Raw genomic sequence first — 21,729 nt, 5'->3', positions numbered from 1 at the left:
ATGCAGAATCTGAAAGGAGAAGATAATGAAAGAATTGGTTGCCAATATTGCACGTTCACTGGTGGACAAACCCGAACTCGTTACCGTAGAGGAAGTCGAAGGAAACCAGACCACGGTTTTGGAACTGACGGTAGCAAAAGAAGATCTGGGAAAAGTCATCGGAAAACAGGGACGAACCGCCCAAGCGATCCGGACGATTTTGAGTGCCGTGTCTTCAAAGATGAAGAAACGAACAGTACTTGAAATTATCGAGTAACGGCGGACAGATCAATATAATAAATTGAATTGAAGGAATTTTTTCGTTCACCCGTTGACGGCACCGTTATTGGTTGAAATTGCATCCATCAGAACGATATCCAGAAGCCCGATTTCGTCCTCTCCCAAAAAAATAACATCGGCCCTGTCCTTTTTTCTGGAAAGGGATTCCCGTTTCTCGGACTCCAGGAAATCATCACCGATCCTTGCTGCCATATGGTTGTTCACCTCTTGTCACCTCCCTTCCGGTCGATGGCTGCCGAGGCCGCCGCCTGAGTTCTCACTCCCGTCGACACTCACAGCAAGGAACATACCAAAACAAAATAGAAGCATAACCATTTGTTTTTCAAATTAATTCCAACTATCTTAATCTCATTGAAAATGTCAAAACCTTGACGCCTGCGCAGATTTCGGGCTCTTCATTGACTTCTCCACCTCAATTTGCACAGATCGCAGTGGCAGGGGATGAAGCCCAATACAAGTATCGGGAGACATGTCCTTTTCATCCCGACGCCTGAGCAGGCGTGGCCTTGAAAAGCTTTTTACGGCGTTGTCACCGCTGAGAAGTGAAGAAAGGACGGTAGAGGGGATCGCCGATCAACACCATTTTCCACGAAAGATAAGGAAGGCTGACCGTATAGCATTCGGCAAGCGACAGCACACCTTCGGCCAGAAGCCCGAAAAACACTTCCGGCTCGGGAAAAGACTGCAGGTAAGGCTCTCCAACCGGTCCTACGGTGGCGCATACGCCGTCTTCGATCATGCGTTTGCACCATACCTGGCTGTTTTCCTTTTTCAAAGTCGTGCATTCGCTGCTGGCGACATGGAAACCCACGGCGCCTTTTTGCCATTCGAATGCGTCCACATAGTTCGCCAGGCTGTACCAACCGCAGTACAGCGCTGCTCTCGGGCATTGCCCCGATTGGAAGAGCGTCCCGGCAGTATCGATGACTACAGGCAGGCGGCCGCTCTCTTTAACCCGCCGGGCCGCCCGTTGAATGGCGCGGTCGTAGAGCCGGTAGGCTGAACTCGTGGCAGTGTCTTCCATGGGCCAGCGGGCGTCGAAATAGGCCACACCGGTCAGGCCTTTTTTTTCGGCGGCAATGGAATCGTCGATGATTCGTTTTACACTGGCCGCATCGGGGCCGTCCAGGCGGCTGACCATCATTACTTTCGCTTTGGAAATAGATGGTTGCCGCTTGCTGAACCCGATGTAAAAAGGATTTTCGATCCAACCGCCGATGGGGGCATCGGCGGCCTTCACGACGCTGAGTTCCGAATCCAGCGATGCCCGGGAGTCACTGCTGATTTTAAGCTGATTCAGCCTGTTGTGGACATCCTCCAGTTCCTCGGCAACAGTCGAAGCAAAAAGGTTGGGTTCACTTTCACTCCCTTTTTCCATCTGCTTCTCCAGAGCCTGCTTCTGGGACCGCAGCGCCTCGACCTCGGCATCGGCGCTCTGGAGTGGCGGCTTCACCCGCAGCGGCAGACCATATATCAGCACGAGGCAGCGGATGCGCCAGGAAGGCTGGATGGTCGCCAAAACCCTGCGCATCGGCCCGGCAATCTGCCGTTCATAGACCTCCCGGCTGCAGGTCTCGCCAACCGGCACGCTTAGCAAAATCACATTGGATTCCGGGATCCCGCGCAGGCGGGCGTAGTAGCGGGCCAGTTCGACCCCCTGGTCGGACTTTTCGTTGGCAACGACAATAATCTCTTCGGGTGTGAGAGCATGGCCGGCCCATGGAAGGGTAAGGATACAGAAAACTGTCCAGCAAACCGTGGGCAACCGAAAAAAATAGCGCCAAAAATGCATGAAGTGGGCCTTGCAGCGCATAGAGGTTCAGCAGCGGTCCCGGATCATCCGGGCCATCTGTTCTGCGGTCAGCGGTAGGGGATTGCACTTGTTGGACGCGCTCTCGACGATGCTCTCCACGTCGTCGTCGGTCAGGCCGAATCGCCCCAGGCGAGCAATGGACAGGTCTTCCAACCACCGATACAGTGAATCGGTCAGATGCCGGCAGCGATCCACGGCGTTGTTGTGGGAGGCGCCGAACAGTTCGGCGATGCGGGCAAACTTTTCAATGGATCTCTTGGATTCCGCAGTATCCGACGCTGTCAAATTTTCAACGGTGGCCTTTACGGCAAAGGGCAACAGATTGGCACAGGCCACGCCATGGGGAATATCGACAATCCCCCCCATGGGCCCGGCCACGCCGTGAACCACCCCCAAACCGGCATTGGCCAGGGTGACGCCGGACAAAAAGGCGCCGTAGGCCACACTGGCCCGGCAGTCGATATCCGCGCCCCCCTTGTCGCAGGCCTCGGGCAGGGCGGGGATCAGGTGTCGCAGACCGTCCAGCGCCAGAGCATCGGTCAATACGGAGGCCCGGGTGGAGACATAAGACTCGATCAGTTGGGTCAGGGCGTCCATGCCGCAGGCAGCCGTGACCGACGGCGGTGTCGAAAGGCATAATATCGGGTCCAGGATGGCCAGTTTGGGGATATAGTTGTCGTGCCGCAGGGATTTTTTAAATCCGTGCCTGCCCACCTCAGAAATTACTGCGTTCTTGGTGGCCTCGCTGCCGGTTCCCGACGTGGTGGGTACGGCAATCACCGGCAGCGATTGCCCGGACGGCGTCTTCGCTCCCACTCCTTCCAGAAAATCGAGCACGGAACCCGTCTCTTTCAGCATGGCGGCAACGGCCTTGCCCGCATCCAGAACACTGCCGCCGCCGACAGCCAGCACCACTGCCGGCGCTTTGTCCCGGCTATCGTTCACCGCTGCATCGATCATGGCGGGGGACGGCTCACCGTCAATGCGGCAATGATGGACCGTCAGGCCCGCTTCTTCAAGCGCCTTAAGGATTCGGGCAAGACTTCCGCTGCGCTCCAGGGAACTGGCCCCGGTGATCAGCAGTGCCTTGCGGCCAAAGGCAGCGGTAAATTTACCCGATCGCTCAACGACTCCCGGACCGGAAGCCACCCCAGGCATAGGTGCAAACTGGTATATATATTGCATTTATTTTCTCGATTTGGGATCGACACGATTTTCGACCGAATGCGGCAAGGATGCTACACAAATTATTTTGAAAAGTCAAAAGACGGGAGAAGGAAAATGAAGCAAACCTGCAAGTACCATCCGACGCGAGCGGCCCATTGGTATTGCGACCATTGTGAAACGGCGCGATGCCCGGAGTGTGTGGAGGCCAGGGAGATGGGCGGCTACCATCAGGGTGAAAAGCTGCATATGTGTCCCCAATGCAACCGGCCCGTAACCTGGCTGGGCGTGGGAAACATCATCGATCCATTCTGGAAACGACTGCCGCGTTTTTTTCTCTATCCTTTCACCACGCGCCCGTTGTTGCTGATGGTCGTCCTGTCCGTTCTGGCTGCATTGTTATCGGGTTCGGGAATCTTCGGTCTGTTTACCGCCGTTGCGGTTTGGGGCATTGCTTTTAAATATGCCTATGCCGTACTGCAATCCACGGCCAGCGGGAATTTAACCGCACCGAAGCTCGACGGTCGGACGCTATATGAAAATTTCGGCCCCGTGATCAAACAGGTGGGCATCTATGTCGCCATCTTTTTCTTGGCCGGAATCGTGTTCGCAAAACTGGGAATGGCTTTAGGGATTGGCTTTATCGTTTTGGCCACGATCTTTTTGCCTGCGATGATCATCCTGTTGGTGACCACCGAATCGTTGATTCAGGCAATCAACCCGATGATGTTCGTCAGTCTTGCGGTGAGAATCGGGTGGGGCTACCTGCTGATGTACTTTTTCTATTCCATCCTCGGCGGCGCACCGGCGCTTCTCGGCCGTCATGTGATCCAGTACCTCCCGCCGGCAATGCATGTCTTTTTGTTCACTTTTGTGAAAATTTATTACACGTTTATCGCTTATCACCTCATGGGGTATGTCATTCTCCAATATCACCAGGATATCGGCTATCAGGTGGATTTCGAGGATTTTAAAGACGAGCGCGCGGAAACCGACGCGGCTTCGCCCGCACTGGACGACCCCGACAGCCTGCTGCTCAGGCGCATCAATCAACTTATTAAAGAGGGTGACCACGAAGGGGCCATAAACGTCATCGAAAGCGAAACCGGAGAGGAAAGCATAACCGATTCCCTGCTTTCGCAGCGTTATTTCACGCTGCTGGCCATGACCGGAGCCAAGGACAAGCTGCCGACCCACGGCCGCAGGCACCTGGATCTGCTGGTGCGCGACGAGAATAAAACCGAAGCGGTGGATGTGTACCTGCAATGCCTGGCGGTGGACCCGAATTTTTCCCCTTCGGCCAGAGCCCTGTTTAAAACGGGGGCATGGCTGGACGAGGCCGGGAAAAGCAAGGAGGCCATCGGAGCGTTCAACAAACTGACCAAAAAGCACCCCGGCGACCCCTTGGTCCCGAAATCCTATTTTCGTGCCGCGCAGATATTCAACGAACGCTTGACGAATCCCCAAAGGGCGAAAAAGATACTGACCGGCCTGCTGAAAAAATATCCCGGCCACGACATCGTTCCTTTTGCCCAGCGCTACTTGCAGCAAATGGGGTGATCGAGCACTGTTGAATCGTCCCAACGTTGATGGACTCCCAAAACTCGCATTTCCGACGGGCTCGTAAAAAGGCCGAGATCAAGGCTTGCGAATCCTGAGGAAGGAGGCGTACTTAAGGGTACGTCGCAGTGACGAAGGATGAGCGTAACGCCGATATCGGTCTTTTTACGAGCCCGTCAAACGTTCAGGTGGAGGAATCCGACTGGAGTATCATGGCCGCCTCGGCCGAATCCGGAAAATGTTTGCAGATCAACTGCCGGCAGCGCTGCCAACGGTTTGTGCGGCCCTTTTTACGAAAGGCTTCGGCAAGCTTGGCCAGGGTCGCGGGAAGGGCCGGTGCATCCGGCTTGCGCTTGAAAACCGCCATGACGATTTTCTCGGCAGCTTCGACGTCTCCGGAAGCTGCCATGATCCCGGCTACCTGCAGGTATAACGGAATCGACAATTTGGGCCGGCCGGCAACGCCGACATAGATTTTAAAGACGCCCAGCGCTTTTTCCGGGTTGGCCGCATCCCGGATGAGAACGCCCAGCAGATGTTTGGCCGTGCCATGGAAATCTTCCGATTCGGGCTTCAGCTTATGGATGTTGAACAGATGCGTCAGGGCCTCGATATTATCCGGGGACAGCGCAAGCACTTCTTCAAGCAGTTCTCGGGCTTGATTCATTTCCAAATTGCCCATATGTTCCAGGGCCCGATCCATCAGCGGTCCCACCTTGTCTTCCGGGGCGGCTTCGAAGCTGTCCCGATCCACGCCCACCAGACGTTCTCCGATAAAGGCCAGCAGGGCGCCGCCGGCCAGTCCGCCGATGTGGGCGACATAGGCAACGTGGCTGGCACCGGAGAAAAACAACTGGTAGCATTCGTTGACCAGCCAGGCGGGCAGCAGGACAATGGCCGGAACGGTGACGGTGTCAAAATAAAAACCCAGCGAGAAAAAAACAGTGACCCGCTTGATGCCGTAAAGCACCGTGTAGGCGCCCATGAGCGCGGCAATGGCCCCGGAGGCGCCCACCAGCGGGATGGTGCTCGACGGGTAGATCAGACAGAACAGTCCGGCTGCCGCCAGGCCCCCTATCAGGTAGATAACGATGAACAGGAGTCGGCCGGAACCGATTTCCAGCATGCACCCCAGAATCCACAAAAAGACCATATTGCCCACCAGGTGGTCGACGCCGCCGTGCAGGAACATATATGAAAAGTAATTAAGGACCCTTTGATACGCGGGACGCAGGCCCCAGGAGAAAGCGATACTTTGGTCGCGCTTCTCTTCATAGGATTGGCGTAGATGGCTCCATTTCTCGTATTGTGGGTCTTCGGGCGCAATCACCTTGCCCTGTTCCAGATGATCGAGAAAACGGGCATCGGCTTCCATCTCGAAATGCAGCGTCATCAACGCCTCTTCATCCAGATCTTCAGGTGACGGATGGCTGTCGTTCTTCTTTCCGGTGGCTTCCAGATAGTCGAGGTAGTAAGGCACCTCGATTTGCGCCAGCCCGGATTCCAGGTAAAAGGCCTCCGCTGTCATTCGGGATGTGCCATCGCCCGTCTGGAACAAAAAAAACACCAGGCAGTTGATCGCCACCAGCAGCAGGGTGACGATGGGTGGATTCTTCCATCCGATTTTTCCGGAAACGGGTACGATCAGCATGATTGCATATCCTCACCGTTATACGAGTTCTCAGGCGACTTCGTCAGCGTTGCAGTTCGCGGATAAAGTTCCCCACCGCATCGACGCCCCCATCCTCCATCAACCGCAGGGCCTGGGTGCCAATGACCGCAATATCGGCCTTTCCTTCGAGAAACTTGATATCCGAACGATCCTTGACCCCGAATCCTAAGGCCAGCGGAAGAGAAGTGGCTGCGCGGCAGCGCGCCAGGTAGCCGTCGAGCTGCAGGGAGAACTCGGTTTGGCCCCCGGTAACGCCCTTGCGGGCCACGCAGTAAATGAATCCGTCGGCCACGTCGGCAATGGCGTTCAAACGATCCGTCGGGGTGGTTGGCGAGTAGATGAAAACGGGGGCCAGGTGTTTTTCTCCCATGGCCTTAAGATAGTCTCCGGCCTCCTCCGGCGGCAGATCGGGCACGATGGCGCCGTGCAGTCCGGCCTTTTGCATGTGTTCGGCAAAGCGGTCCACGCCGAATTTGAAAAGAATGTTGAAATAGGTCATGTAAAGAAAGGGAATGGGAAAGCGGCCAGCCACCCGACTGCCGAAATCGAGGCACTGCTTTACAGTGACGCCGTTGGCCAGGGCTCGCTGGTTGGCCTTGAGAATTACCGGACCGTCGGCAATGGGTTCGGAAAAGGGAATCTGCAGCTCCATCAGGTCCACCCCGGCCTCGACCATGGTTCGAACGATTTCCAGGGAGGCGTCAAGGGACGGGTAGCCGATGACAATGTGGGTCATCAGCAGGATCTTTTTCTCGGCCAGCCGTGAACGGATGTAGGATTCAAGCATGGTATCGGTTCGCCTTTTCAATGATGAATTGTTTCCATTTGGGATCGTCGAAAGCATCGGCAATGGTGAAGATGTCCTTGTCGCCCCGGCCGGACTGGTTGATCAGGATCATCTCGTCGGCCGACATCTGCGGCGCCTCCTTGAAGGCCCGGGCAAAGGCGTGGGCCGACTCCAGGGCCGGGATAACCCCCTCTTTTCTCATGGTCAGACGCACCGCCTCGATCACCTGGCTGTCCGTGGCGCCTTCGAAGCGCACCCTGCCCTTCTCTTTTAAATCGGACAGGATCGGGGATACGCCCACATAATCCAGCCCCGCGGCAATGGAGTGGGTTTCACGCATCTGGCCGTCGTCGTTTTGCAGGAAATAGGTCTTGTATCCCTGGGCGACCCCCACACTGGCGTCCTGGGAGCACAGCCGTGCGGCGTGCGCGCCGGAATCGAGTCCCCGGCCGGCGGCCTCCACCCCGATCAACTCCACATCGTCTTCGAAAAAACCGCTGAATACGCCCATGGCGTTGGACCCGCCCCCCACACAGGCAAATACCTTTGCGGGCAGCCGGTCTTCCTTTTCCATGAACTGCCGGCGGGCCTCCTTGCCCACGATGGACTGGAACCAGGAAACCATTTCCGGAAAGGGATGCGGGCCGCAGGCGGTGCCCAGCACGTAGTGGGTGGTGTCCATATTCGTCACCCAGTCCCGGAAGGCCTCGTTGATGGCGTCTTTGAGGATGCGGGTGCCGTCGGTCACCGGCACCACCGTGGCGCCCAGTTGCTCCATCCAGAAAACGTTGGGTCGCTGGCGCTCGACATCCACCTCCCCCATGTAGATGGTACAGTCGAAGCCGAAACGCGCCGCCATGGTGGCCGTGGCCACACCGTGTTGGCCGGCCCCGGTCTCGGCGATCACCCGGGTCTTGCCCATGCGTTTGACCAAAAGCCCCTGGCCCATGACATTGTTGGCCTTGTGGGCTCCGGTGTGGTTGAGGTCCTCGCGCTTGATGAAGATCCGGGCCCCGCCGAAATGGCGGGTCAGATTGCCGGCAAAGGTGATCGGCGTGGGCCGGCAGGAATAGCTGGACATGAGCTGCTCGTAATCGTGCCAGAAAATGGGGTCGTTTCTGGCCTCGGTATAGACCCGCTCCAGTTCGTCGAAGGTGGCGACCAGAATCTCGGGCAGGAAGGCCCCGCCGAAGTCGCCGTAATAACCGCGCTTAATCATGGATCAAGCCTCCAATCTGTTGGGAAAAGACAAACGTCTCGGTGTTGCAGATCAACACCGAAAAAACGGCGTTGTCCGCCTGTTTGAAATTCAGATAGCGATGGACTTCCAGGACCGGCTTGCGGTCCGCCAGTTCCATGGCTGCTCGCCTGGCGGCGTCGGGCCTGGTGATGCGAAAGGACTGCCTGCCGCCGGTAGGCCGCATGTAAAATCGGGATTCCACCACCTGGGAAAGGGATCGCTCGCGCAGGTCCATGGTTTCGATGCCCTTGAACAGCACCGGATGGAGAAAAATCTCCTCCAAGAGCACCGGCTTGCCGTCCACCCGGTTCAGGCGGGACAGAAAAAACGCCGCGCCTCCGGAAAAGGGGTTGTGGGCATCGTCTGCCACCTGGATGCGGCCAACCGGCTGCAGCAGTTCCACTGCCACGGCAATCCCCTTTTTAAGAAATGCCGAGCTGGTGCCGGCCAGGGAAAATAGATCGACCTCCTGTTCCGTCCGGCGCACATAAGTGCCCGATCCCCTGCGCCGTTCGAGCATGCCTTTGCGCACCAACACGTCGATGGCCTGGCGCACGGTGGGCCGGCCGATGCCGTATTCCTTGGCCAACTGCGGCTCGGAGGGGATGCGGCTTCCGGGCGGATTGTCGCCGCCGTGGATGGCCTCCATGAGAATGTCGGCCAGTTGGCGGTACAGGGGTATGGGGGATTGAGTGTTAAGCATCGAAAAAATTTGGTCTCGGGTTTATGGTCCTTGGTTCTCGGTCTCCATTCCCTATTTAGCGATTTATCGGTCACCGCTCAGCCCTTTAGTTCTCGTTCTTCAGGCCCGACGGCTTTTTATCCTCTATATTTGTAAAGTTGTCAAGACAAATATGGGTTTAATAAATTCAACACGCATAATCCAAGTGGATGAATATATGCATACAGCCTGCCGGCGTTGAAGTCGTTATCCCACCAAAAAGGTCTGCTGACCGTTATAGACAATCCACAGCTTGAGTCCAAAAGCACCGATGTTGATATTTTTCGGATTGTTTAAACGCACCTGCAAATTAGCTGCGGTCATCGATTTTGAACTGGTCAGTATCAATCCACTCATTTTTCAACAGAGACCACCAATCGACGGCAATACCCTGACGAACATACTCATAGGGTAGCCAGCCATACCCCTTGTCACCCCAATCAGAGCCCCAGGAATTTCGGATCCGCAGCGCCCCTGTAGTCTCAGGGGCCAGAGGATTTTTAGCTTTCACTGTCAAGTTATCATCGTAACCAACAGCAACTACAGCATGTCCTCCCTCGACGCGGTCACCGTGACTGGGGAAGGGAATTTTACCGCTTTCTCCCGCCTCTATAAACGAACTGTAAACGGTGAACCCAAACATGGACGGCAAACCTGCAGCCAGAAACAGCTTGATGCGATCAAGCAGAACCTGACCGGTGATTCCCATCGTATCAAGCCGGTAAAATTGAATGGACTGGTAGTTTTGGGCAAAAGCATAACAGAATGCAGGTGGTTCGTCGTCAAATGACGCTGGGTCGTAAGGCCAATATTCGCTGGGAGGCACGCCGAATATGGTCATGGCGGCCATGGTCGTACGCAGGTAAGCCCCTGTATCACCTGTCAAATGCAACATATTGCGTGTCACCTTGTATAAAAACAATCTTGAGGCGTCGAGATGCTTTCCGAAAGCGCGTCGTTCGAAATACTCAATCAAACCTGCGCCAGCATTGGCAGTACATGATCCAAGCTGTCCCTGATTTTCTATCGGTGAACACCAGGGAGTTAAATCGACGCTATCCGACAGTGCTACTTTCTTTTTTTGGGTGACCCCTGTTTTGTTGAGCATCGACTTAATTGGGCGGTTGCCTGTCTGCCCTCTTAGCCGCGCAGGGATATCCTTATGAGTAATGGAGTAATCTCTGAAATCCGGAAGATCTGGAAGCCAACCCATGCCATGTTGACGTTTACTTTCAGCCATTTGGACCTCCTTTATGTTTAAGGTGCCGTTTATTTCGATACTGAGGTTTTCTATTTGGCCAACGACGGGTTGAAGGTTTTGTCCTCGATATGAAGATGTTTGTCGTTGCTGTCGATGATGGCCACGAATAAGTCCGGTTTAAGTTTGAACAAAACGAAATCTTTTACGGTCGAAATCTTCCGCTGAGCCGGTTTATCCGCCATTGAATCCAACAGTTCGTTGTTTCAAACAGTGACGATTACGGCATTCATTTCGCTGAGCCCTTGTCAGCGGGCCTCATGGGCACCCTTATGTCATCGAGGTGCGTTGGAACCGGTCGAGAAGGCCCCCTCTTTCAATTGGGGGTGTGCCAGCAGAAAAAGCGCTCTTGTCCGGGTCAGCAGGGAAGTGTGGAAACCTTGGAATCGGTCGCGAAATACGCTCCGTGGGATCATGTGCAGTAATGAAAAGATAGATGAGATCGGATTGACAGTCAAGCCTTGTCTGCCACAGCCGGCAGTTTCAGTCGAGCCATATTGACGATCCGACCGGATTTGCCTATGATGAGCAGGCGTTGCCGAAACGCGACCCAATACCGTCGTTCCCGAAAGCACATTCACGGTCAGGAAGCGAAAGCAGGTCCCGATGACACCCGCCGACAACGACAAGTGGTCCGTTCTGATCATCGATGACGAGCAGGACATCCGCGAGGTTACGGCCATGGCCCTGACCGATGCCGGCTACCGGGTGGAAACCGTCGCCGACGGCAAATCGGGGCTGGATTTCTTTCAGTCGAACCTCCCGCAGATCGTCATCACCGATATCCGCATGCCCGGCATGGACGGCATCCAGGTGCTGGAGGCCATCAAACTGCGTTTTCCCGATACCGAGGTCATCGTGGCCACCGCCTTCGGGGAAATGGAAACCGCCATCCGCGCCCTGCAGCTGGACGCCTCGGACTTCATCACCAAACCGATCCATACTGAAGCCCTGATGGTGGCCCTGGAGCGGGCCCGCCAGCGCTACACGAACCGGCAGCAGATCAAAGCCTACACCCGCCAGCTCGAACAGGGGCTTTCCCGCACCAGCCGTCAATTGGAGGAAACCGTCGCCTACCAGCAGCGGCTCATCGAAAGCTCCATGGACGGCATTCTGGGCTGCGATGCCGATGGCAAGGTGGCGACTTTCAACCGCAGCATGGAAAAGATGGTGGGCATCGACCGCGCCGAGGCCATCGGGCGACTGGCCCTGAAAGACCTTTTCGGCAGTTCCGAATACGAGCGGCTTCAGACGGACATGCAAGCCAGCGGTCATGGCGGAGTCAACCGCCTGATGCTCTATGAAACCCGCCTGCTGGATCGCCAACACAAGCCCGTGCCGGTGCAGCTTTCGGCCGCGGTGCTCATGGAAGACGACCGCAAATCCGGTCTGGTCTGCTTTTTCCGCGACCTGCGCCGCATCCATCGCCTGGAGCGGGAAATGGCCGACCAGGCCCGGCTGCTGCATCAGGACAAAATGATGTCCCTGGGACGGCTGGCAGCCAGTGTGGCCCACGAGATCAACAATCCCCTCTCCGGAATTCTCAACTACATCCGGCTGATGCTGCGCACCTTTCAAAAAGGCCCCCTGCCGGCCGACAAGCAGAAACAGTTTTGCGGCTATCTGGAGCTGGTGGAGTCGGAAACCGATCGCTGCTCGACCATCGTCTCCAGCCTGCTCACCTTCTCCCGTCGTTCGCCGATATCCGTGGGACCGGTCTCCGTCAACGCCGTCGTCGAGCGCAGCATCGTGCTGGCCGGGCACCGGCTGGAAATGGCCAACGTAACCCTGGACAACCGGGTTCAAAACGATCTGCCCGAAATCCGCGGCGATGCCAACCAGCTTCAGCAATGCCTGCTCAACCTGATGTTCAATGCCGTGGACGCCATGCCCCAAGGCGGGCGCCTGACGCTGGCGTCGGCCCTGGAAGAAGAGCCGCCGACCGTCGTGCTGACCGTAACGGATACCGGAACAGGAATTGAAAAAGATTCGCTGGAACACATCTTCGAACCCTTTTTCACCACCAAGAAGGAAGGCTACGGCGTAGGTCTGGGCCTGTCCACCACCTACGGCATCATTGAACGCCACGGCGGCAGCCTGTCCGCCGTCAGCCAGCCGGGCAAGGGTACGACGTTCGAAATCCGACTGCCGGTTGAGGCCGACATCCCGAAAAGGCCGGGAGGAAATGCATGACCAAAGATGCAATTTTGTCTCACCGCCGCCTGGGCATTCGCTGCGACCACTGGCTGAATGTCATGGATGAGCTGAACATCGGCGCCTTCGTGGCCGACCGGCACCGGCGGATCACGGCCATGAACCTGAGCGCCCAGGCACTTTTGGGGCTGCGCGAAAACGAGGTCGTCCGCAGGGACTGCCGTGAGGTTTTCACCGGCGTCCCCTGCACGGTGGACTGCGTCATCCATCACCCAGAGGCCGCCGGGACCCATGACCCGGACCTGGAGGTGACCGATGAAGAGAACCGACGGCACCTGATCACCCGCATGGCCACACCCATCTACAACGGGCGCGGCGAAATCAGCGGCTGCATGACCATCTTGCAGGACCACTCGCCCATCACCCAACTCATCGACCGGCTGCACTATGAGGAGAGAAGTCTCAAGATTATCCTGAACAACCTGGATGTGGGCATTTTTACGGTCAACCGGGGCGGACTGATCAATTTCTTCAACCGGGCGGCGGAAACCGTTACCGGTTATGACCGGCACCAGGTGCTGGGCCAGCCCTGCGCCATGGTCTTCTCAGGCGAGGACGCCGCCGATCTCCGGTTGCTGAAAGATTCCATCGCCTCGGGCGAAACCCGGTCCAGCCGCCAGGGATCCATGGTCGACCGGGACGGGGTCACCATTCCCATCCGGGCCAATTACATCGCCCTGAGAAACGAGAAAGACGTCATTGTCGGCGGGCTGGCCACGTTCCACGACATGACCCTGGCCCACCAGCTCAACCGGGCCATCAGCAACCGCTATACCTTTCACGACATGATCGGCAAGGAGCCGGCCATGCGCAAAATCTTCGAAATGGTCTCGGTGGTGGCACCGAGCGTAGCGACCGTACTGATCGAGGGCGCCACCGGCACCGGCAAGGATCTGCTGGCCAAGGTCATCCACTCAGCCAGCCCCCGCCGGACCAATCCCATGGTAAAGGTTAATTGCGCGGCCATACCGGAAAATCTCATCGAGTCCGAAGTTTTCGGCTACGTCAAGGGCGCCTTTACCGGCGCTGACCGTGACAAGCCGGGCCGCTTTAGCGAGGCCCAGGGCGGCACCATTTTTCTGGACGAAATCGGAGACCTGCCCCTCAGCCTGCAGGCGAAACTGCTGCGGGTTCTGGAGGACAAGGAATTTTATCCGCTGGGTTCCCGCCATACGCAAAAGGTGGATGTGCGCATCGTCTCGGCCACCAATCGGCAGCTCAGGAGTCTTGTGGACCAGGGGTTGTTTCGCGAGGACCTGTTTTACCGGCTCAACGTCATGCGAATCGAACTGCCCCCACTGAAGGAACGGCGCGGCGATTTGCCTCTGCTCATCCGCCACATCGTCCGCAGCCTCTGCGCCGCCAGGGGGGTGACACCAACGGCGATTTCCGAAGACACCATGCAGATTCTGCTCAACTACGACTATCCGGGCAACGTCCGCGAGCTGGAAAACATCCTGGAACATGCCCTGATCATCTGCCGTCAGCGCATGGTCCGCCCCGAGCACCTGCCCGATTATGTCCGCCAGGTTCAGGAACCCGTTGCGGGCAGAGCTCCGTCTCCGCTGCCGGAGCAAAGACTTGACCGGGAACACCGCAGAATTCTGTCGGCGCTGGAAAAAGCAGGCGGCCATCGCCAGAAAGCGGCCCGCCTGCTCGGCATGGAAAGAACCACCTTGTGGCGCAAAATGAAAAAGTACGGCATCCGAACATAATACCCCGGCAAACGGTCGAGCAGACCGGTCTGCCTTTTGCCGACGCCTGATAAACAACCCGCATTGATTGATCGCACCGCATCGAGAGCCACCGCGACTCCTTTTCTATATCGGCCAGGGGGTGGGACAAAGAGTCAAATGGGCATTCTATGGCAGGCAAAAACTACCACCGAAAAAGCATAGCTGTTCTAAAATGATAGTATAACAGGGCATTAGCCCGGAGCACCAACATCGTCTCTTTCGTAGATCGTTCCAGTTGCCGATTTGCCGAAGCGGCAAAATCGCTTACTTTCTGCCTGAGCAAAGGATAACAGGAGCAAAGGAGACTTTACCATGCGCATTGCCGTCATCGGCGGAGGCGTGGCCGGTATCACCGCCGCCCATCTGCTTCAGGAGAAGCACCAGGTTACGCTCTACGAGAAAAACGACTATGTCGGCGGTCACACGCACACCATCGTGATCCCCAGCGGTCCCGACGCCGGCACGCCCGTGGACACCGGCTTTATCGTCTTCAACGACCGGACCTATCCCATCTTGAATGGCTTCTTTCGCGAACTTGGCGTGGCCATCGCCAAAAGCGACATGTCGTTCGGCTATTATGACGAGAAAAACGGCTTTCAATACGCCAGCAGCAATCTCGACAGCCTATTCGCCCAGCGCCGCAATCTGGTCGACCCCGGCTATTGGGGCGTTCTGGCACAGATTCTGCGTTTTAACCAATTGGTGCTGCGTGGTTTGGCCCGGGGAGCGCTGGAGAATACCACCCTGGGCCAGTTCTTGCGCCGCCACCGCTTCACCGCCCGATTCCGGGAGCAGTATCTGTTTCCCATGGTGGCGGCCATCTGGTCGGCCCCGGACCTGGAGGTGAATCGCTTTCCACTGCTCACCCTGGCTCGTTTTTTCAACAATCACGGCCTGCTGAGTACATACCGCCACCCGCAGTGGTATTACGTTGCCGGCGGCAGCCACAGCTACGTCAACGCGTTTCTGGATCGTTTCAATGGCGAGGTTTTCACCGGCACGCCATTACTGTCCATGCAGCGGCAGGAAGAAGGCGTCATCCTGAAAATGGCCGACGGCAGCACCCGCTCGTTCGACAAGGCAGTGATCGCCACCCACGCGGACGAGGCCTTTAAGCTGCTGGACGACCCGTCCGATGACGAACGCCGCCTTTTGGGTGCCTGGCGCTACAGCCGGAACCGAACCGTTCTGCACACGGACCCGACCTGGATGCCGTCCAATCCCAAGGCCTGGGCGTCATGGAATGTGTTTCGGGCCAAGCGGTCTCCAGACCATGCCCCCGTTACCCTGACCTACCACATGAACCGCCTCCAGCGGCTGCAAACACGCACCCCTTATCTGGTGACCCTGAATCCGTTCAGACCCATCGCCGATGAAAAGATCATCGCCGAAATGACCTACACCCATCCGATATACACCTTCGAAAGCCTCGGGACCCAGGCCGAGCTTCCAGCTTTAAACGGTGTGCGCCACACCTTTTTTTGCGGCAGCTATTTCGGATACGGTTTTCACGAAGACGCGGCCCGATCCGGCGTCCAGGTGGCGGCCGCTTTGGGAGGACGACATGGATTCTAAACTATACGTTGGCGAGGTGACCCACGAACGATTCCATCCGGTCGGCCATCAGCTGCGCTACAGGCTTTACGTCTATGCCCTCGACCTTGCCGAACTGGAACGGCTTGACCGCCGCCTGCCCCTGTTCGGCTACAACCGTCCGCGACCGGTATCCCTGCACGACCGGGACTATCTGGCCCCGAAAGCCGGCACCATCCGGCAAAAGCTGGAAGCGGCCCTGGCAGCGCACATCCCGGCAGCAGACCTGGCGCAGGTGATCATGGTCACCTCTCCCCGGCTGCTGGGCCGGGCATTCAATCCGGTGAGCTTTTACTACTGCTTCGACAGCGGCCGGGAGCTGACAGCGGTCGTGGCGGAGGTGAACAACACTTTCGGCGAAAAGCATGTTTATGTCCTGCCGGGAGACGGGGGTGCGCATGAGGGCTTTCCGGCCCACTACCGGGCAAACAAGACTTTCCACGTGTCGCCTTTCAACACCATGGACGGCACCTATAGCTTCCAATTGTCCGACATCCGCCGGGAGATGGACATCCGCATCGATCTGCACCGTGAGGGCCGACATATCCTGCAGGCCTGCCTGAAAGGCGCCCCCCGGCCACTGACCCCGCTTAGCCATTTGAAAACTGTTTTGCGCCACCCCTTGCAGCCGCGGCTGACCATTCCCAGGATCTACTGGGAAGCCTTTAAACTCTACTTCCAGCGCAAGCTGGACTATCACGACAAGCCGGTTCCCCAAAGCCCCATGACCGTCCGCCGGCTGCCGCCCACCACGGTTCAACGCTACTGCACCAAGCTGATGCTGGACGTTCTCTCCAGGTCCGGAAAGGGTCATCTGCAGATGACCCTGCCGGACGGTACAGTCAGGGCATTCGGCGATGAGAAGGAAGAAATTCAGGCCCGCCTGAGCGTCAACGATCACCGCTTTTTTTCGCGGGTCGTGCTGGGATCGGACATCGGTCTGGGCGAATCTTACATGGCCGCCGAATGGGAGACCGAGGACATCGCGGCCGTGATCGATTTTTTCATCCGCAACCGCAACAGGCTCAATGACGGCGATTTCAAGGAATCCATCCTGACGCGCCTGCTGGAAAAACTGCGCTTTCTCACCCAGGCCAACACCCTGGCCGGCAGCCGCCGCAACATCGGACGGCACTACGATCTGTCCAACGATTTCTTCCAGACCTTTCTGGACGAATCCATGGCCTATTCGTGCGCCATTTTCAAAAATGACGGCGATTCCCTCGAAACGGCCCAGAAGAACAAGTACCACGCCATCATGGACAAAGCCCGTCTGGCCGCCGATGATCACCTGCTGGAGATCGGCTGCGGCTGGGGTGGGTTCGCCATTGAAGCCGTACGACGGACCGGATGCCGGGTCACCGGTATCACCATTTCCAAAGAGCAGTATTCAATGGCCCGTCAGCGGGTTCGCGAGGCCGGGTTGCAGGACCGCATCCGCATTCTTTTTCGCGATTACCGCAAGATGTACGGGCGCTTCGATAAGATCGTTTCCATAGAAATGTTGGAGGCGGTGGGGCACGCCTATTTCGGCACCTTCTTCCGTCAGTTGGATCGTTTGCTGGCCCCCAACGGCATTGCCGTCATCCAGACCATCACCATTCCCGATCAGCGCTACGAGGTCTATCGCAAAAGCCACGACTGGATTCAGAAGCACATCTTTCCGGGCGGTCTGCTGCCGTCCCTGACGGTCCTGACCCGCGCCATGACCCGCCACTCCAGCCTGATGATCGATCATGCGGAGAATATCGGCAACCACTACGCCACCACCCTGGCCCACTGGCATCGGCGTTTCAATTCCAACCGGGATCGGGTCGCCCAACTGGGTTTCGACCGCACTTTTCAACGCAAATGGGCGTATTATTTGGGAAGCTGCGAGGCGGGATTCCGGCAGCGGGTGCTGGGCAACCTGCAGCTGGTTCTGACCCGGGAGGGCAATGCCAAATTGACGGCTTCGTAAAAAACCCGATATCTTCGTTACGCTCATCCCTCGTCAGTGCGGAGTACGTTTTGGTACGCCTCCCTCCTCGGAATTCGCAAGCGTTGATCTCGGGCTTTTTACGAAGCCGTCTGAAAATCGAATTTTTGCAGAACCTTCAAACCTTGCAAGGATCATGTTTTTGCGGCCATACCTGTCAGGGTGTCCAACGCCCGGATCAGGTCGCGGCGGTCTTTGCCGCTGTTCGCCGTGTGGCGGAACACGTGGGTGGCGCGGATTTTTCGATCCAGCCAGAAACGGCCGGATGCCCGCTGGGCGTCCGGCGAGGCGGCCAGCCAGACAATGGTGTCGGCGCCCTGCTCCGGGGTCCGCAGCAAAGGGGCCACTTGCCGGTGGAAGGCCGGCAGAGAGGCTTCCAGACCGGGGGTATCCACCCAGCCCGGATGCATGGCATGCGCACCGATTCCGAAATCGGCCCATCGGTTGCCCCAATCTTCGGTGAGCATAACCAGGCCCCGTTTGGCCCTGGCATAGGCCGTCGGTCCGTCGTAGTCGGCCGGCTCTGCGTCCAGCATACCGGCACGCATGCCCTGGGTATACATGCCCCCGGAGGCGACATTGACGACCCGTGCCGATCCGGCCGCTTTTAAGGCCGGCAGCAGCAAAACGGTCAGCAGATAGGGGCTGACCAGGTCGGTCGCCATGGTTCGTTCAACGCCTTCGTCGGTCTGGCCGTAGCGGTTAAACAGGGCGCCGGCGTTGTTGATCAAGACATCGATCCGCTTGTGGCGCCGCATCAGACGGTCGGCCAGCCTGCGCACTTCCGCCATCAGACTGAGATCGGCCCGCTCGGTTTCAATCCATCCGCCGTTTTTCAGGCGTCCCAGTTCATCCAGCAATCCTTTTAACTTTTCCCCGTCGCGCCCCACCACCACCAGATTTGCCCCCCGATGCACCAGTTCGCGGGCGGCGGCCCGGCCGATGCCCGAGGTGCCGCCGGTAAGCACCATGGTGCGGCCGACGTACAGGGCCGAGGCCACCGGCCGCCGGCGTTTGCCCAGGATGTGGCCCAGGCGGGTAAAGCCGATCAATCCGGGTAAAATGGCCCGGTCGGCCATGCGCGTCACCGGGCTTAGTGCCGGTGGGCTGGCGGAACCGTCGATCATCCGTTGAAGCCGTCGGATGGTTGTCCGGGCATAGCGGTCAAACAGGTACCGGCCGATGCGGCTGGCCACCGGGTTCTGGTGACGGTCGAATCGGATCACGACTTCGTAGGTCAGGCGGCAACCCGAGGCGGTGTCTGTCAGGCGAATGTGATCCAGGGCACGAAAATGGGCGCCCCGGCCCTCAAGTTCCAGCAAGCGGGGGCGCTCCATGCGGACGATGGTGTAGGTCATGGGCACGGGCCGCCATCCGAAACGCAGCGTGATGACAAAACGGCTGCCCACGGCCGGTTCGCCGGGGGACAGCTTGCGTCCGAAAAAGGCGGTAGGATCCCATTCCACCACGTTGTCCCAGCGGCTCAAATAGTCGAAGAGTCGATCGGCAGGCTGGTCCGTATCGATCGTTTTGGTGATTCGCCATTGGTTGGTCATGCGCCCCGCCTTTCGTTGCACTGGTTGGCAGAACCTATCATTTACTACCCAAGATTAACTCAATCTTTGTCTGCTCTTGCGGCTTGTCAAACAGCAGGCAGAAATTACTTTACTTTTATGATCTGAAACAAACCTGGAATTTTCTCCTGCACCCAGAGAAAGAGGGGAAAACGATGAAACCGATATTCGCATTTTTGCTTTTTACAATACTTCTGACAGCGCCTGGCTCCAAGGCCGAAACGACTGTGGTGGTGGACGACTTTCGCTTCACCAAAACGGTGGACATTCAGGACCAGCGTCTGAAGCTGAAAGGTGCCGGTCTGCTGCGGTATATGGTGTTTATCAAGGCTTACGCCGGTGCCCTATATCTGCCGGATTCGGCACCGTCCGATCCGGTGCTGGCGCCGGTAGCCAAGCGGCTGGAACTGGCCTACTACCATGCCATTGGCAGCGAAGATTTCGCCAAGGCCACCCGGGCCAAGATTCATGACAATGTAAATGCGGAACAGGCCGAGAAGCTGCGTGCCCGGATCGACCGCCTTGCCGCGATGTATCGAGATGTAAAACCCGGCGACCGCTATGCACTGACCTACCTTCCGGGTAAAGGCACCCGCCTTTCCCTGAACGGGGAAGACCTGGGCCTTATTCCCGGCGATGACTTTGCCGGCGCCGTTTTTTCCATCTGGCTGGGCGATCATCCCATCGATGAGACGTTCAGGGATACGCTCCTGGGGGTATCATGAAGACAAACCGCCCACAGGATCGGCTGCATCTGGGCCGAAAGATTTCCTATGGTCTGCCGGCGTTTGCCCTGGCCATGGTGGGGATTCCCGTGTATGTCCACATCCCCAAATTCTACACCGACGTTATCGGCGTCAACATCGCCTGGGTCGGTGCCATTCTCATGGGGGTAAGACTGTTCGACGCCTTTTCCGATCCGCTGATGGGGGTTGTTTCGGATCGTACACACACCCGCATGGGACGTCGCAGGCCCTTTATGCTGTGGGGCAGTGTCGGTCTTGCCGCGGCGACGTTTCTGCTCTTTGTGCCTCCCCATGTTACAGGATTTGCGGCCATCGCCTGGTTCGCAATGACCATCGTGGCCCTGTTCGCCTTCTGGACGGTGGTAACGGTACCCTATGAAGCCTTGGGTCCGGCACTGACCCGAGACTACACCGAGCGGACCTCCCTTTTTGCCTGGCGGGACGGATTGCTGATTGCGGGAACCCTTCTGGCGGCGGCATCACCGGTGCTGATCGAAGGCCTGCAGGGAAACGCTGCCACGGCCGCCGCCCAGCGCCAGAAGTTTCTCTGGATCGCTCTTCTCTATGCCCCTCTGCTGATCGGAACCTGCCTGTGGTGCGTGCTTCGCATTCGTGAGAAGGAGGACGGCAAAGAGTCTTCCACCACGTTGACCATCAGTAATCTCAGGAGCGTTGGGCGCAACCGGCCTTTCTGGATCCTGTTGACCGCCTATATGATCGGGGCTTTGGGGAGCAATCTTCCTGCAACCCTGATTCTCTATTATGTCCAGTATGTACTCGAATCCAGCCGGGCCGATCTCTTTCTGTTCCTTTACTTCGCTTCCGGCATTCTGATGCTGCCTGCGTGGATCGGCGTCTCGCGGCGCATCGGCAAAAAGAACGCCTGGTTGGCCTCCATGGCCATCAACACCCTGGCCTTCAGCGGGGTATACTTCCTGGGTGCCGGCGACGAGTGGGCCTATGCCGTTCTGGTGGTGATCTCCGGAATGGGCTTCGGTGCCACCCTTGCACTGCCCTCGGCCATTCAGGCTGACGTCATCGACTACGATGAATTTCTCACCGGCCGTCGCCAGGAGGGCTGGTATATCGGCATCTGGTCGGTCGTCAAGAAACTGGCCGCCGCCCTGGGCGTTGGAACCGGCCTGACCCTGCTGGGCATGGCCGGATATACGCCGGGCCAGGTGCAGCCGCCCGAAGTGATCCAGACCCTCAAGGTGCTCTATGCCCTGGTTCCCAGTGTGTGCAATGCGGCCGCTTTTGCCATTGCCCTGGCTTTTCCCATCTCTCCGGCGATTCACCGGCGCATCGTGGAGAGCATCGCCCTGATGAAACAGGGTCGGGAAGTCGCCGATCCATTAAAAACGTAATACGCCGGCCACGCGTCGCCGGTTTAC

Annotated in this window: 18 protein-coding genes; 8 read left to right on the top strand and 10 right to left on the bottom strand. The window is 57.6% G+C overall.

All coding sequences use genetic code 11. The annotated features are described in order from the left end of the window. The first annotated feature begins 25 nt into the window (after positions 1–25). On the top strand, positions 26–256 hold the full coding sequence (locus GN111_RS30020) for a KH domain-containing protein (RefSeq protein ID WP_170302522.1): 231 nt from the start codon (positions 26–28) through the stop codon (positions 254–256). 47 nt (positions 257–303) lie between these two features. Here the strand turns inward: GN111_RS30020 and GN111_RS30015 are convergent, their stop codons facing one another. From GN111_RS30015 to GN111_RS30005, 3 genes are all read right to left on the bottom strand, one after another. Next, positions 304–471, bottom strand: coding sequence for a hypothetical protein (locus tag GN111_RS30015; protein WP_155307280.1), 168 nt, complete (start codon positions 469–471; stop codon positions 304–306). A gap of 337 nt (positions 472–808) precedes the next feature. Continuing rightward, the gene (locus GN111_RS30010; RefSeq protein WP_155307279.1) at positions 809–2,071 is read right to left on the bottom strand and encodes a TIGR03790 family protein; all 1,263 of its coding nucleotides are present in this window, start codon (positions 2,069–2,071) and stop codon (positions 809–811) included. A gap of 27 nt (positions 2,072–2,098) precedes the next feature. Next, on the bottom strand, positions 2,099–3,277 hold the full coding sequence (locus GN111_RS30005; protein ID WP_155307278.1) for an iron-containing alcohol dehydrogenase: 1,179 nt from the start codon (positions 3,275–3,277) through the stop codon (positions 2,099–2,101). Between the two features lie 96 nt (positions 3,278–3,373). Between GN111_RS30005 and GN111_RS30000 the strand changes: the two genes are divergently transcribed. Continuing rightward, the gene (locus GN111_RS30000; protein ID WP_170302521.1) at positions 3,374–4,816 is read left to right on the top strand and encodes a tetratricopeptide repeat protein; all 1,443 of its coding nucleotides are present in this window, start codon (positions 3,374–3,376) and stop codon (positions 4,814–4,816) included. 184 nt (positions 4,817–5,000) lie between these two features. Here GN111_RS30000 and GN111_RS29995 read toward each other — a convergent pair whose 3' ends face one another. From GN111_RS29995 to GN111_RS29970, 6 genes are all read right to left on the bottom strand, one after another. After that, positions 5,001–6,467 carry a rhomboid family intramembrane serine protease gene (locus tag GN111_RS29995; RefSeq protein WP_155307276.1) on the bottom strand — a complete coding sequence of 489 codons (1,467 nt, stop codon included), beginning with the start codon at positions 6,465–6,467 and terminating at the stop codon, positions 5,001–5,003. 43 nt (positions 6,468–6,510) lie between these two features. After that, positions 6,511–7,275, bottom strand: a complete 765-nt coding sequence (trpA, locus tag GN111_RS29990; RefSeq protein WP_155307275.1) for a tryptophan synthase subunit alpha — start codon at positions 7,273–7,275, stop codon at positions 6,511–6,513. After that, positions 7,268–8,494: a tryptophan synthase subunit beta gene (gene trpB, locus GN111_RS29985; protein ID WP_155307274.1), complete on the bottom strand. Its 1,227-nt coding sequence runs from the start codon at positions 8,492–8,494 to the stop codon at positions 7,268–7,270. The genes trpA and trpB overlap by 8 nt, the downstream gene beginning before the upstream one ends. Further along, positions 8,487–9,218, bottom strand: a complete 732-nt coding sequence (locus tag GN111_RS29980; RefSeq protein ID WP_155307273.1) for a GntR family transcriptional regulator — start codon at positions 9,216–9,218, stop codon at positions 8,487–8,489. The genes trpB and GN111_RS29980 overlap by 8 nt, the downstream gene beginning before the upstream one ends. A gap of 328 nt (positions 9,219–9,546) precedes the next feature. Beyond that, positions 9,547–10,476 (bottom strand): C1 family peptidase, encoded by a 930-nt coding sequence (locus GN111_RS29975; RefSeq protein ID WP_155307272.1) that lies wholly within the window; start codon positions 10,474–10,476, stop codon positions 9,547–9,549. Between the two features lie 50 nt (positions 10,477–10,526). After that, positions 10,527–10,679 carry a hypothetical protein gene (locus GN111_RS29970; protein WP_155307271.1) on the bottom strand — a complete coding sequence of 51 codons (153 nt, stop codon included), beginning with the start codon at positions 10,677–10,679 and terminating at the stop codon, positions 10,527–10,529. Positions 10,680–11,100: 421 nt separating this feature from the next. On the opposite strand from GN111_RS29970, the gene GN111_RS29965 reads away from it, so the two are divergent. The 4 genes from GN111_RS29965 to GN111_RS29950 all read left to right on the top strand — a co-directional run bounded on the left by GN111_RS29965 (position 11,101) and on the right by GN111_RS29950 (position 17,997). Next, positions 11,101–12,687: a hybrid sensor histidine kinase/response regulator gene (locus tag GN111_RS29965; RefSeq protein ID WP_155307270.1), complete on the top strand. Its 1,587-nt coding sequence runs from the start codon at positions 11,101–11,103 to the stop codon at positions 12,685–12,687. Next, positions 12,684–14,423: a sigma 54-interacting transcriptional regulator gene (locus GN111_RS29960; protein WP_155307269.1), complete on the top strand. Its 1,740-nt coding sequence runs from the start codon at positions 12,684–12,686 to the stop codon at positions 14,421–14,423. Before GN111_RS29965 ends, GN111_RS29960 begins: the two co-directional genes overlap by 4 nt. A 333-nt stretch (positions 14,424–14,756) precedes the next feature. Beyond that, entirely contained in the window at positions 14,757–16,019 is a 1,263-nt protein-coding gene (locus tag GN111_RS29955) for an NAD(P)/FAD-dependent oxidoreductase (protein WP_155307268.1), read from the top strand. Beyond that, positions 16,009–17,997, top strand: coding sequence for a DUF1365 family protein (locus GN111_RS29950; protein WP_155307267.1), 1,989 nt, complete (start codon positions 16,009–16,011; stop codon positions 17,995–17,997). The genes GN111_RS29955 and GN111_RS29950 overlap by 11 nt, the downstream gene beginning before the upstream one ends. 152 nt (positions 17,998–18,149) lie before the next feature. Here the strand turns inward: GN111_RS29950 and GN111_RS29945 are convergent, their stop codons facing one another. Continuing rightward, positions 18,150–19,571, bottom strand: coding sequence for an SDR family NAD(P)-dependent oxidoreductase (locus tag GN111_RS29945; protein WP_155307266.1), 1,422 nt, complete (start codon positions 19,569–19,571; stop codon positions 18,150–18,152). Between the two features lie 173 nt (positions 19,572–19,744). Here GN111_RS29945 and GN111_RS29940 point away from each other — a divergent pair, with 173 nt between their 5' ends. Both GN111_RS29940 and GN111_RS29935 read left to right on the top strand, forming a co-directional pair. Beyond that, on the top strand, positions 19,745–20,314 hold the full coding sequence (locus GN111_RS29940; protein ID WP_155307265.1) for a chalcone isomerase family protein: 570 nt from the start codon (positions 19,745–19,747) through the stop codon (positions 20,312–20,314). Next, positions 20,311–21,702, top strand: coding sequence for an MFS transporter (locus GN111_RS29935; protein WP_155307264.1), 1,392 nt, complete (start codon positions 20,311–20,313; stop codon positions 21,700–21,702). The genes GN111_RS29940 and GN111_RS29935 overlap by 4 nt, the downstream gene beginning before the upstream one ends. Positions 21,703–21,729 lie beyond the last annotated feature (27 nt).

The organism is Desulfosarcina widdelii, assembly GCF_009688965.1.
In the GTDB taxonomy this organism is placed as follows: domain Bacteria; phylum Desulfobacterota; class Desulfobacteria; order Desulfobacterales; family Desulfosarcinaceae; genus Desulfosarcina; species Desulfosarcina widdelii.
Note: the sequence above shows the minus strand (reverse complement) of the source record. Positions and strands in the feature narration are given on the sequence as shown.

What these genes read in the sequence shown, in the direction of transcription:
- GN111_RS30020 (WP_170302522.1), top strand. Translation starts at nt 26, where the DNA reads ATGAAAGAATTGGTTGCCAATATTGCACGTTCACTGGTGGACAAACCC.
- GN111_RS30015 (WP_155307280.1), bottom strand. Translation starts at nt 471, where the DNA reads ATGGCAGCAAGGATCGGTGATGATTTCCTGGAGTCCGAGAAACGGGAA.
- GN111_RS30010 (WP_155307279.1), bottom strand. Translation starts at nt 2,071, where the DNA reads ATGCATTTTTGGCGCTATTTTTTTCGGTTGCCCACGGTTTGCTGGACA.
- GN111_RS30005 (WP_155307278.1), bottom strand. Translation starts at nt 3,277, where the DNA reads ATGCAATATATATACCAGTTTGCACCTATGCCTGGGGTGGCTTCCGGT.
- GN111_RS30000 (WP_170302521.1), top strand. Translation starts at nt 3,374, where the DNA reads ATGAAGCAAACCTGCAAGTACCATCCGACGCGAGCGGCCCATTGGTAT.
- GN111_RS29995 (WP_155307276.1), bottom strand. Translation starts at nt 6,467, where the DNA reads ATGCTGATCGTACCCGTTTCCGGAAAAATCGGATGGAAGAATCCACCC.
- trpA (WP_155307275.1), bottom strand. Translation starts at nt 7,275, where the DNA reads ATGCTTGAATCCTACATCCGTTCACGGCTGGCCGAGAAAAAGATCCTG.
- trpB (WP_155307274.1), bottom strand. Translation starts at nt 8,494, where the DNA reads ATGATTAAGCGCGGTTATTACGGCGACTTCGGCGGGGCCTTCCTGCCC.
- GN111_RS29980 (WP_155307273.1), bottom strand. Translation starts at nt 9,218, where the DNA reads ATGCTTAACACTCAATCCCCCATACCCCTGTACCGCCAACTGGCCGAC.
- GN111_RS29975 (WP_155307272.1), bottom strand. Translation starts at nt 10,476, where the DNA reads ATGGCTGAAAGTAAACGTCAACATGGCATGGGTTGGCTTCCAGATCTT.
- GN111_RS29970 (WP_155307271.1), bottom strand. Translation starts at nt 10,679, where the DNA reads ATGGCGGATAAACCGGCTCAGCGGAAGATTTCGACCGTAAAAGATTTC.
- GN111_RS29965 (WP_155307270.1), top strand. Translation starts at nt 11,101, where the DNA reads ATGACACCCGCCGACAACGACAAGTGGTCCGTTCTGATCATCGATGAC.
- GN111_RS29960 (WP_155307269.1), top strand. Translation starts at nt 12,684, where the DNA reads ATGACCAAAGATGCAATTTTGTCTCACCGCCGCCTGGGCATTCGCTGC.
- GN111_RS29955 (WP_155307268.1), top strand. Translation starts at nt 14,757, where the DNA reads ATGCGCATTGCCGTCATCGGCGGAGGCGTGGCCGGTATCACCGCCGCC.
- GN111_RS29950 (WP_155307267.1), top strand. Translation starts at nt 16,009, where the DNA reads ATGGATTCTAAACTATACGTTGGCGAGGTGACCCACGAACGATTCCAT.
- GN111_RS29945 (WP_155307266.1), bottom strand. Translation starts at nt 19,571, where the DNA reads ATGACCAACCAATGGCGAATCACCAAAACGATCGATACGGACCAGCCT.
- GN111_RS29940 (WP_155307265.1), top strand. Translation starts at nt 19,745, where the DNA reads ATGAAACCGATATTCGCATTTTTGCTTTTTACAATACTTCTGACAGCG.
- GN111_RS29935 (WP_155307264.1), top strand. Translation starts at nt 20,311, where the DNA reads ATGAAGACAAACCGCCCACAGGATCGGCTGCATCTGGGCCGAAAGATT.